The organism is Pseudomonas lijiangensis (genome assembly GCF_018968705.1).
Lineage (GTDB): Bacteria > Pseudomonadota > Gammaproteobacteria > Pseudomonadales > Pseudomonadaceae > Aquipseudomonas > Aquipseudomonas lijiangensis.
The window spans coordinates 4,100,443-4,112,694 of record NZ_CP076668.1; the positions used below are offsets into that span (position 1 = coordinate 4,100,443).

Annotated in this window: 6 protein-coding genes; all 6 read left to right on the plus strand. The window is 58.9% G+C overall.

Annotated features, from left to right (window positions below):
• The first annotated feature begins 1 nt into the window (after window position 1).
• The 6 genes from KQP88_RS16975 to KQP88_RS17000 all read left to right on the plus strand — a co-directional run bounded on the left by KQP88_RS16975 (window position 2) and on the right by KQP88_RS17000 (window position 12,232).
• The gene (locus KQP88_RS16975; RefSeq protein WP_216703689.1) at window positions 2–991 is read left to right on the plus strand and encodes an ABC transporter ATP-binding protein; all 990 of its coding nucleotides are present in this window, start codon (window positions 2–4) and stop codon (window positions 989–991) included.
• 138 nt (window positions 992–1,129) lie between these two features.
• The gene (locus KQP88_RS16980) at window positions 1,130–1,783 is read left to right on the plus strand and encodes an HAD family hydrolase (protein ID WP_216703690.1); all 654 of its coding nucleotides are present in this window, start codon (window positions 1,130–1,132) and stop codon (window positions 1,781–1,783) included.
• Between the two features lie 168 nt (window positions 1,784–1,951).
• Entirely contained in the window at window positions 1,952–7,009 is a 5,058-nt protein-coding gene (locus tag KQP88_RS16985) for an Ig-like domain-containing protein (protein ID WP_216703691.1), read from the plus strand.
• 72 nt (window positions 7,010–7,081) lie between these two features.
• Complete coding sequence (locus tag KQP88_RS16990; protein WP_200992520.1) at window positions 7,082–8,692, plus strand: hypothetical protein; 1,611 nt, start codon at window positions 7,082–7,084, stop codon at window positions 8,690–8,692.
• Window positions 8,693–8,734: 42 nt separating this feature from the next.
• Window positions 8,735–10,318: a hypothetical protein gene (locus KQP88_RS16995; RefSeq protein ID WP_216703692.1), complete on the plus strand. Its 1,584-nt coding sequence runs from the start codon at window positions 8,735–8,737 to the stop codon at window positions 10,316–10,318.
• A 69-nt stretch (window positions 10,319–10,387) separates the two neighbouring features.
• Window positions 10,388–12,232: a hypothetical protein gene (locus tag KQP88_RS17000; RefSeq protein WP_216703693.1), complete on the plus strand. Its 1,845-nt coding sequence runs from the start codon at window positions 10,388–10,390 to the stop codon at window positions 12,230–12,232.
• The last annotated feature ends 20 nt before the right edge of the window (window positions 12,233–12,252 follow it).

Sequence of the window (12,252 nt, forward strand, 5' to 3'; positions counted from 1 at the left end):
TATGAGTTTTGTCAGTATCGAAAACCTGCAGAAAAGCTATTCCAGCACAGCGGTGTTCAGCGACATCAACTGCGCCATCGGACGCGGCGAGTTCGTCACCCTGCTCGGCCCGTCGGGCTGCGGCAAGTCGACCCTGCTGCGCTGCATCGCCGGGCTGACGTCGGTGAACAGCGGGCGCATCCTGCTCGATGGCCAGGATCTGGTGCCGGTCACCCCGCAAAAGCGCAATATCGGCATGGTGTTCCAGAGCTACGCACTGTTCCCCAACATGACCGTGGAGCAAAACGTCGCGTTCGGCCTGCGCATCCAGAAGGTCAACGCCGACGACACCCACAAGCGTGTCGCCGAAGTGCTGAAGCTGGTCGAGCTGACCGATTTCGCCAGCCGTTACCCGCACCAGATGTCCGGCGGCCAGTGCCAGCGCGTTGCCCTGGCCCGCTCACTGGTCACTCGCCCGCGCCTGCTGCTGCTCGACGAGCCGCTGTCGGCACTGGACGCACGGATCCGCAAACACCTGCGCGAACAGATCCGCGCCATCCAGCGCGAACTGGGCCTGACCACCATCTTTGTCACCCACGATCAGGAAGAAGCGCTGACCATGTCAGACCGAATCTTCCTGATGAACCAGGGTCGTATCGTCCAGAGTGGCGATGCCGAAACCCTTTACACTTCGCCTGTGGACGTCTTTGCGGCCGGTTTCATCGGCAACTACAACCTGCTTGAACCCGACGACGCCTCTCGCCTGATGCAGCGTCCGATCAACACCCGCGTCGCCATCCGCCCCGAAGCCATCCAGCTCAGCGTGACCGGAGCCCTGGAAGGCGAAGTGCTCAGTCACAGCCTGCTGGGCAACGTGATCCGCTATCGCGTACAGGCCCGTGACGTGGAACTGGTGGTCGACGTACTCAACCGCAGCGCGCAAGACCTCCACCCGAACGGACAACGTGTGAGCCTGAACATCGAGCTTTCGGCTTTGTGTGAGGTGGGTTGAGAGCAGCGGCAAGTTGCAAGCTTGAAGCTGCAAGTGAAAAGCACGCAAAACCGCTTGAGCTTGCAGCTTGAAGCTCCAAACTTGTAGCTGCACGCCTGCACCCAACCCACTACCGAACAACAATCCAAGGAGGCGTGCATGCCTTTAGCAATTTTCGACCTTGACGAAACCCTGATCGGCGGTGACTGCGCCAGCTTGTGGAGCGAGCAGATGGGACGTCTGGGTTGGGTCGATCCCGAGTCATTCATGAAGCGTAATGACGAACTGATGGCCGCCTACAGTGCCGGCAAACTGGCCATGGAAGATTACATGGCCTTCAGCCTTGAACCCATGGCAGGCCGTACGCCAGAGGAAGTCGATCATCTGGTCGGCCCCTGGGTCGAGGATTTCATCGAACCGATCATCTACAGCGACGCCTGCAAATGCATCGCCCAGCATCGTGCCAGGGGTGACCGCATTCTGGTGATTTCGGCCTCGGGCGTGCATCTGGTCAAGCCCATTGCCGAGCGCCTGGGCATCGATGAAGTGTTGGGGATCGAGCTGGATGTACAGAATGGCGTCTACAGCGGCGCGACGGTCGGCGTGCTGACCTACCGCGAAGGCAAGATCACGCGCCTGATGGACTGGCTGGATGCCGAGGGTGAAAACCTCGAAGGTGCCAGTTTCTACTCCGACTCACGCAACGACCTGCCGCTGCTGCTCAAGGTTGACCATCCCCATGTGGTCAATCCGGATGCCGTACTGCGCGAGCATGCCGAAAAGGCCGGCTGGCCGGTGCATGCCTGGAAGTAATGCCTGACAGTTCCCGCTTCGGGTCCGGTTGCCATGACGCACCGGACCGCCGCCCTTACCCCGGCAGTAACTGACCGACGGCAGTAAATCCCGTCATTTCTGTCAGTACCCAAAAAACCTGCCTTATTGCCCAATGACTCCATGGACAAGCCCTTGGAGTCAATTGACATGGATAACACCCTCGTTCCCGAAGCCTCTCAGGAACCCGATACCCCAGAGCCCTTGAGGTTCTTTGTCTCCACCCACGACCTCCCTCCAGATAAAGGCAGCCAGATCAGCCTTGCGCTGGACAACGTCATGCGCATCAGCACCTATATCCCTGCCGAAAAACTGGAGAACGGCGTAGAGATGCTGATCGGCAAAGCGGTTCAAGGCGCCTTTTCGTTGCTGATTCCTGTAGAACTGGAAATCCCCGGCCGCACAGGCCCCATTCCCAGCGGCGAATGGGGGATCAATATCGGAGCAGCCCAGGATAATTTTCCACTGCATGGGCTGCAGCTCTATATCCCGCACTGGTCGCAGATGTCGGAAGGTGACAACGTCAAGGTGTTGCTGGACAACACCATTGTGGTCACGGAAAACATCGAGGCCGGGGAAGTCGACCAGCGGGTTACGACCTTCATCAATGCTGCACGCCTGACACCTGGCTCTCACAAGCTGCACTACAGGCTGACACGTCTGGGGAATGTACCGGAGGACTCTGCCGAGACACCTGTTTTCGTCAAGCTGGATCGTCCCGGTGGTGAGGACATGGACGAAGATGTGCCCGGCCACTCCGAACTGCGCTTCAGCCTGCCGCAAGAGATCATCAATGACGGAGTGGACGCCGATGCGGCAAAGGCAGGCGTAGAAGCCACGATCGAACCGTACCCCAACATGACGGAAAACGATGAAATAAGGCTGTCATGGGGTGGTCAGTTCCTCAATCACACAGTACTGGCCACCGAAGTCGGCAAGCCGGTCGTCATGACCGTAGACGAAGCCACTATTCTGGCAGCAGGCGACTCGGGTGATGACGGGTTGGCGGTGACCTTCGAAGTCTATGACATCGTGCAGAACCGTTCCGAGGACTGGAGCGCCGAAACACGCATCATTGTCGATACCGGCAACTCGCGTCTGGAGGCCATTATCGTCAAGGAAGCCATTAACAGCGTGCTCGATCTCGACAGCCTGGGCACCGCGCCGGTCACTGCACAGATCATTGCCACCAAACCCGACTTCATCATTGGCGACAAGATCGTGGTCAAGCTGACAGGCACGACCGTCGAGGGAGACCCCGTCCTTTACGAAGCCCCTGAGTTACCGGTCACTGCACTGCCGAAAGTGCTTGAACAAACCGTCCCCAACGCTCTCATTCGTCAACTGGCCAAATCCCAGGCGATCTTCACTTACCGGGTGGTGCATGCGGACAGCAGTGAGTCGCTTTCCAGAGGCGCCTTTATCACGGTTATCGGTGAAGCCACACGCATGGCGGAACCCATCGCCGTTGACGCAGTCCAGGGCGCTATCGACCCGGATCTGGCCAGCACCCGTATTCAGATTCCATGGGACATCAGCATGGCGGCAGGCGACCAGATCATCCTCAAATGGATAGGGACTCGCCCCGACATGACCATCTACGACCCTCAACTGACGCCCCACAACATCACCAACGGTGAGCAGGACAGCGAGCTGCCGATCACCATGAGGGTGCCGGGCACTCACTTGAAAGCCATCGAAGGCGGGACTCTGGAACTCTATTACGTGCTGGCCAAGGACATGAACGGCACGATCGTGCAGCGCGAGTCGGCCCACGCAACAAGACTGAATATCGGGGAACCCCGTGCCGAGCTGCCAGCTCCCAACGTGTTCGGGATCGTGGACGGTGTGATGGATCCGCAAATGACCGACACCACCCTGACAGTGGCGGTGTACCCGGGCATGGAACTGGGCGACTACGTCCACTACCTCTGGAAAGGCAGCGTCAGCGGAGAAACCACTGACTGGATAAAAATAACCACGTTCACCTTGAACAAGCCCGTGGTGTTCGACATTTCGGGCAGCCATATTGCCCCCAACGATGGTGGTACGGTTGAGGCGTCATGCTGGGTCATCCATGTAGGCAGCAACCGGCGCAGTGACTCGGAAATCCTGTCCTTCAAAGTCGGTAGCGAACAGCAAGTGTCCCTGCCTGAACCTTCCGTACCCGGCAGTGAAGATGGCCTTCTGGGGCTGGAGGAAATTCCCTCTGGGGCCAGGCTCATCGTTCCCCATTGGGATGGCATGGTGGCCGGGGATTACCTGATCGTCACCTGGCAGGACGATAAAGGCACCGCGCCTTACATCCTCGAGAAAAATATCACCGGGATCATGGTCGGCAAGGATGTAGTGTTTACAGTCCCTCTTGATGAGGTTCGCAAAAGTGTTGATGCCAGGGTTACGGTCACCTATGTGGTCACACCGCTTTCCGGCGATGACCAGCCTTCCCTGCCTCTGGCGTTCGATGTCAAGACAGCGCCGCTGCCAGCTCCCGTCATTGACGAGGCCGATGGCCTGCTGCTGGACCCCAATAATGCCCTCAACGGTGCCCACGTTCGTATTGGTGCCGAAGCGAAACTGAAAACCGGAGATTCGGTCACCCTCGTCTGGGCCGGCCAGCCGGGCGGAGGCAGCGTAACCCCCACCAAACCCGTCACCGCTGATGGCGTGCTACTGATCGATATCGCCTACGCCACTGTTCTGGCCAACGATGGCCATCAGGTCGACCTCAGCTATATGATCAAACGCCAGGACAGCAGCATGGAAGGCCCTTCGCCGTTGGCGACCTACGATGTCGAGACCTCCCAGGGTGCGGGCGTACTGAAGGTCATGGGCGCGCGTTTCAACAGGAGCAGTTACCGCAGTTCAGCGACACCGCGCTGGATCAGTGCAATGCACGTCACAACCGGAGCCCCCCTGATGGCCGACTGGCAATACGAGGGCGACTCCACATGGGGTCAGGGCACCACATGGCGCGATACACGTCCCGACCTCATCCTGCGGGTGCGCAGCCAGGGGGATCTGCTCACACTCAACCCGGCCAATATCATTGGCAACGGTAACGACACTACCACCAGCGGTGATGCGGCGCTTGTAGCCCATCGCGATACCGGGGATGTGATCGGCTGGGGTAATGCGTCCTACGGCGCCAGCATTCCTGCAACGATTATCACGATGGACGATATAGTCGAAGTCAGCTGCACCCGTAGCGCTTTTGCCGCACGCCGCACCAATAATCATGTGGTCGTGTGGGGAAATACCTCTGAAGGTGGTTCACAGGGCAGCGTCCCGTCAGACAACTTTGTGTCGGTAAGCAGCAATGGAGTGTCCTTTGCCGGCATCAAGACTTCCGGGAGCGTGGTCGCCTGGGGTGATGTGACCTACGGAGGCAGCGTACCAGCGCCCATTGCGGGCCTGACCGACATCAGCCTGGTCGTGGGAGCGGGTCTTGCATTCGCAGCCCTGCGGCGCACCGGCCAGGTGGTCGCATGGGGCCATGAAAGTTTTGGCGGGGCCGTGCCAGGAGATATCGCGGCCCTGACCGACATCGTCGAGGTATCGGGTAACTACAGCGCCTTTGCTGCCATGCGCGCAAACCGAAGAGTCGTTGCCTGGGGGAACCCGGCCAATGGCGGAACCGTCCCGGCCGACATCGCTGCCTTGACGGATATCCGGGAACTGGGATCTTCCAGCGCACAGGCCTTTACGCTGATCAGGACCACCGGGCAGGTCATGGCCTGGGGGAGCGTCTCCCATGGCGGCACCGTGCCCGGGGATATCGCATCACTGAGGGATATTCAGGAAGTCAGTTCCACCTGGCAGGCATTCGCCGCACGTCGAAGCAACGGTCGAGTGGTGGCCTGGGGCACCGCGACTCATGGCGGCACCGTTCCTCAAGACATCGCAACGCTCACTGACATCGTGCAGGTGGTGGGTAACGCCAAGGCTTTTGCCGCCTTGCGGCGTAACGGAACAGTCGTGGCCTGGGGCGATGCCACCCTGGGTGGCAACACCGCCAGCGTGGTCACGGAACTCACCAACGTCCAGGCCGTGTATGCCAACAGCCAGAGTTTTGTGGCCTTGACCTCGGACGGTCGAGTCGTCACCTGGGGAGTTGCCGGTGGTGGCGGTGACAGCAGCAGTGTGCAAGGCCTGCTGCGTGGAAACGTGTCTTATCTGGCGACAGCAGCTTCCAGAGGCCGAGCCGTGACAGCCAGACGCTCAAGCGAAAAACTCGTCAGCGAGTTCAGCAGCATCGGCGCCTTGCAGACAACAGCGGCCTGGGCAAAGCCGGTAATCGACGAAGCTGAAAACGATATGCTCGACCCCGGGACCGATCCAGACCGCGCCATTGTGACCCATATCCCGCCGGGGGCCTTGAAGTATCTCGACAAGGTCAGCCTGTACGTTGGCGAAGAGCTGATCGACTACATCACGGTCGGTCGCAATGGTCCGGGGCCAGGAATCGACTTTGAAGTGCCAGCTTCGGTATTTCAGAACGTTGAGGAAACGACCGTCAGGGTCTGGTATGGCGTCACTCCGGCAGGCGCAACGGATGAGGAACCCTCGGATGAATTGCTACTGACCCTGAGCGCCGGGTTCGAGGCTGACGCGACGCTGGACCTGAGCACGAAAAACTACGTCGTTGCCGAACATGAATTGCCGGCAAACCCTCCGGCGTTTGCACAGATTACCCGAGCGGCCGACTGGGGCACGGGGCCTTACACCTACAGCAGCAGCGACGACAGTGTGGCAACGGTAGACGCTGACGGTACCGCGACGGCCAGGACCAATGGTTCATGCACGATCAGCGCACGCGACAGCACGGGAGAAACACGCGCCTATTCCCTGACCGTCAGTGGCATCAAGGTCGTTCACTTCCTCACCGGCAGCACCGACTGGGCCGGCATGCAGAGCGTCTGCACGGCAGCCGGAGTCGATCCGATCACCGTGGCGCAGTTCAAGCAGCTCTGGACGCAATACTCCGACAACCTGCCGGTGAGCACCTATCTGGGCTGGCTCGACTACCCCTTCTGGACCGCAGATGCTCTGGGGGGCGGGACCTACTGGACTTACGACCTCAGCGGCAACGATGTCGATGAAAATGCCAGCAGCAGCGACGCTTCCCTGCCTCTCCAGGCCGTGGGCGTTTCGTCGACAGCCGCTCAACTTGCCACTTACAGAAGCCGGGAGAAAACCAGCCAGTAACGGTGTACGCCCCGCCCGGACACTTGACCGGGCGCAGGGCGCTGCACCTCTATTCAGGGAGGCTGAAAGGTCATGAAGACCACAGGAACACTTATCAACGCCATCGTATCGCTGGTGTTGTTCGCCTGTTGCAATGCCCAGGCAATCACCGGTCCGCAAACCGTGCAATTGCTCAACAATCGCTACCAGAGCACCGCCACCACTTGCGCCGTCAACAAACCTGCCTGGCAATGCAATGGCGTACTGCTGCTGGCCGAGACACGACAGCCCGGACAGATGTTCTGGCAGCACAACGACAATGCCACTGCTCTGGGGGCGCAAGGGCTGATCTACTTGCGCAGCGATCTGGGCATACGGCAAGTGAGTCAGCCCAACGGGGTGGTTTTCAGTGACCTGTTCACAGCCGTCGGCAATGGCAAGAAGCTGGAAATACTTTGCGCTTACCCGTTCACACCGGGGCTCGACAGCAACCGCGACAATTATGGCTGCGCCCTGCCCGGCACATTTGAGCCAGAGGCAAACGATGCCAGCTCATGCAGTGCGCAGGGTGTCACCGATGCTTCGTCATGGCTGACGCACTTTCAGCAGCAAGGCAATCAGCCGCAACAACAATGCTCGTTAAGCAGCCTTGACCCGCTCCAGTTCAAGGCCAGTATTCAGGCCCATGAAAGTCTGGACAGTGAATGGTCGGCAAGAGCCAATCAGTTGCAACTCAGAAACTGGGACCCGACCACACCGCAGGATATCCCGGTCCAGGCGCTGTTCTATGACATCAGTCAGACCGGCGGGTTGTCCGCAGCCCAGAAGGATCAGCGCGATTACTTCACGGCCACCGGCCAATGGCTGCCGGTGGTACGCATGAACCTTGAGGACAGCTCCGGCAAGGTGTTCGGCTTCAATCTCCAGGACCAGTTGTATGTCGGCTACAGCGTCGTGGATGCCATGAACAAACGCTATGCCGATACCCGTACGCAATGTCCCGATGGAAGAGCAGCCTACTACTGCAACGGCGTATTGTTTCGTTCCAATGATGCAACACCCGCCTTCCACGCCTGGGATCCGAGCCCCGGTTCCATAGCCAACAACGGCGTTTCATTCACCTATGCGCGCAGCGACGTGCACATCAACATGCTGGCTTACAACCGCCCCTACGGTTTTACCTTCAAGGCTTACAACGCTCCCACGACCTACTTGCCACCCTTGCGCTGTGCCTATCCATACGATGCGGCTACAAGCGGCAGCCCTGATCCCTGCACCTTCCGTGGCGAGTGCGAGGCGATGGGAGTGACCACCGTGGCGGCATGGGCAGCACGCTTTCAGGCCTATCCCTACAGCAGTTGTGCATTCGGCCCCGGCGCCGTGCAGTTCCAGTTGAGCATCGATGTACGCCAGGTATTGCCCGCCAACCTCTACTGGAACGAAATCATGATCGCGGCATGGCCGCGGAACATCCCGAAGGAATTGCCCCTGGAAGCTTTTTTCCATCAGAAAAACATCGGTGGCCTGGCACAGGCTCAGTTCATTCAGAACGATTACTTCCAGCAGACCCAGCGCTTTCTTCCCATCGTGGAAATGGACCTCAACGCTACCGACGGCAAGTTCTTTTCCTACGATCCCGCACAACAACTGGCTCCCGGAGCGCCTGCATCGCGCTCCATGCAGTCCGGCAGCGAACCCCACTGAACCGTACCACGACAGGCCATGGAAAAAGGAGGCGGGAAGGTCATGAAGACCCTGAGCATATTTACCAACATCATTGCATCACTGGGGTTGTTCGCCTGCGTCAGCGCCCAGGCCATCACCGGCCCGGAAACCGTACAACTGCTCAATAACCGCTACCAGAGCACCGCCAGCACGTGTGCGAATGACAAACCTGCCTGGCAATGCAGCGGCGTACTGGTACAAGCCGCTGCACGGCAGGCCGGTCAGATGTTCTGGCACCACAACGCCAATGCCACTGCCCTGGGTGCCGAAGGGCTTGTCTACCTGCGCAGCGACGTGGGCATACGGCAACTGCCTCAGCCAAACGGAGTGATTTTCAGCGATCTGTTCACAGCCATTGGCGATGGCAAGCAACTGGAAATACTCTGCGCTTACCCGCTCACTCAGGGGCTGGACAACACTCGCGGCAATCATGGCTGTGCCCTGCCCGTCAGATTCGAGCCTTCGGCAAACGATGTCAGTTCATGCAGCGCACTGGGCGTCACCGATGCCGCGACATGGCTGACGCACTTTCAGCAACAGGGCAGCAAGCCAGGACAGCAATGCTCCTTGAGCAGCCTGGATCCGCTCCAGTTCATCGCCAGCCTTCAGGCCCACGAAATGCTGGGCAGCCCAGGGTCGGCCCAGACCAACCAGTTGCAACTCAAGAACTGGGACCCGAGCACTGCACGGGATATTCCGGTACAAGCGCTGTTCTACGACATCGACCAGGCTGGTGCGTTGTCCGCAGCCCAGAAGGATCAGCGTGATTACTTCAATGCCACCGGCCAATGGCTGACAGTTGTGCGCATGGACCTGCAGGACAACTCCCCAAACGTGTTCGGTTTCAATCTTCAGGATCAGTTGTATGTGGGTTACGAAATCGCTTCACGGTTGAATCAGCGTTATCAGGACACCGCCCCTCAATGCCGGGATGACAAGGCCGCTTACTTCTGCAATGGCGTATTGATTCGTGGTGCCGACGCCACCCCGCAATTTCATGCGTGGAATCCAAGCCCCAACTCGGTCAGCCGCAACGGAGTATCTTTCAGCTATCTGCGCGCAGACGTTGGCACATTGAAACTCGCCGGCAATCATGGATTCATCATGAAAGAGTCATTCGCGCCCGCCATTCATCCTGTGACGCTGCGTTGCTCCTATCCTGTGAATGCGAGCACCTCAATAATTCCCGACAGTTGCCGCGAAAGCTGCCTGCAACAAGGCATCGTGACAGTGGAGGGATGGAGGGCGCGATATGCCAGCACGGCAAGCTCCAGTTGTGCATTCACGCCCAGCCCGGCGCAATTTCAGCTCAACATCAACGTGCGCAATACCCTGGGTTCTGCCAAGGATTACTGGAATGAACTCATCATCGCTGCATGGCCGCAGGACATCCCCGAAAAGCTGCCTCTGGAAGGATTCTTCTATTCCGAGCCCCAGTCGAAGCCACACGCGCAGTTCATTCAGGCGGACTACTTCAAGACCACCGGCAACTTCCTCCCTGTCATCAGGGCGACACTTGCCAACCACGAGCCCTTTGTCTACGAACTGAACGATCAGCTATCCCCTGGCACACCGGGCTTGAGCAGTCGTGCGCTGGAAGACTAATCCTGAAGACTCCCGATCCGGCCATTGGCACTGGATCAGGAGCCTTCGTGCACATAAGGAAGTGCAGGCATGAAACGCTACTCACCCCGTTTGTTCCCTCCCCAAGACGATGGCTATGGCGCACTGGCATTACGCCCCGTATTGATCAGTGGCATGGCAACCCCGGTCGAAGGAGGCGATGGCGGTATCAACGCTGGCATCATCAACGACAGTCCAATGGGCCTGTTGGCTGCAGTCGATCCCTATCAACGCATGAGTGAAGGCGATCATCTTGAGATTTACTGGGATCAGACCCTGGTTGCCGAATACGACATCGCGGTCAAAGACATCAATAAACGCGTGTTCTTCTATCTTTCGACTACCCCGGTCAAGCCGGAGTGGGCCGAGAAAGTGTTCTATCGCTTGATACGCAAAGGCGCCACTACGCCTGAAGATTCGGTCGCACTGCGCCTGAGGGTCAAACTCGATCTTCCCGGTGGCGTAGACAAAGACCCTCACCTTCCAGGCCACTCCGAACTCGCCTCACCCCGCCTGCCTCAGGATGTGATCGACAACGGCATCGATGCCGACTGGGCCGCAAAAGGCATCCCCGTGCAGATTGCCGCCTACCCCGGACGCGCCGCCCACGACACCCTCCACATGAAATGGGGCAACACCGACCTTACGCACAAGGTCACGCCCGGCGAAGCCAGCGGCAGCGACCCGATTGCGATGATTGTCGATCAGGCAACCATACTCGCCGGTGGCGACGCCACCGATCTGCTGGTGCATTACGAGGTCTTCGATGAGGTCTGGAACTTCTCCACAGACTGGTCATTGCGCACCAGCGTCAGAGTAGAGGCTGGCGCACACCGGCTTGACGCGCCGATTCTGAGGGAGACTGTCAATGGGATCATTGATCTTGAACGGCTGGGAGGGCGTGATGAAGTCGTGCAGATAGAAGTCAGGGGAACACCTTTCGAACGAGGCGATACCGTGACCATGACCTGGGCCGGAACCACAGTGACAGGCTCGCCCCTGACCCACACTGAAGCCATCACCCTGACCAATATCCCTGTGGTTCTCGAACCCCGGGTGCCCAACGTCGATATACGTGCGATTCGCGAGGGTCGCGCTGAAGCCTCCTATGTCCTGACCAAAGCCAACGGTGATCCTCCTCAATCCTCCAAACGCGCCCTGGCACGAATTACCGGCCGGATCCCCTTGCCCATGCCGATGGTCGTGCAAACAGTGGGGGATTTACTCGATCCGGAACTTGAGCGCGCCCATGTGCAAATCCCGGTCTATGCCGACATGGAGAGTGGCGACTCCATCGATATGATATGGCTCGGAACACTTCAGAACGGCACACCCTACCTGCATGAAACCCAGCACAGCGTATCGGCGGGCGAAGTGGGCAATGTCATCCATATTCCAGTGACCGCAGAACACATCGCGCCATTGAGCAGCGGCAAACTGGACATCAGTTATCGGGTTTCCAATGATGCCCCGGGGGCTTTCGACGTGCGGGCCTCGGATCACTTGTACCTTGTCGTCGCCAGGCCAGCTTTCGAGCTACCCGCCCCCTCTGTGGATGAAGCTCAGGGCAACCAGCTGGACCCGGATCGAGTGCCCGAACACGCAACATTGCGTGTCTCTTATCCAGGGACCGCCACTGGCGATGTTCTGACCTGGTATTGGCACGGAGCGTCGCTGGAGGGCAGTGCCAGAGACTGGGTTCCCATCACCAGCCCCAGTGCAGGCCAGCCGCTGACCTTTCATATTCTGAGGTCAGTGATCGAACCCACTATCGATAGCACTGTGAAGGTGTCCTACAGCCTCAAGCTCGCCAGCACCGGGAAATATCAATACTCACACGTATTGGAGCTGACCATCGGCAAGTTGCCCACTCAAACGGACACACACAGGACATGACATGGAAAATAGCCGTTTAC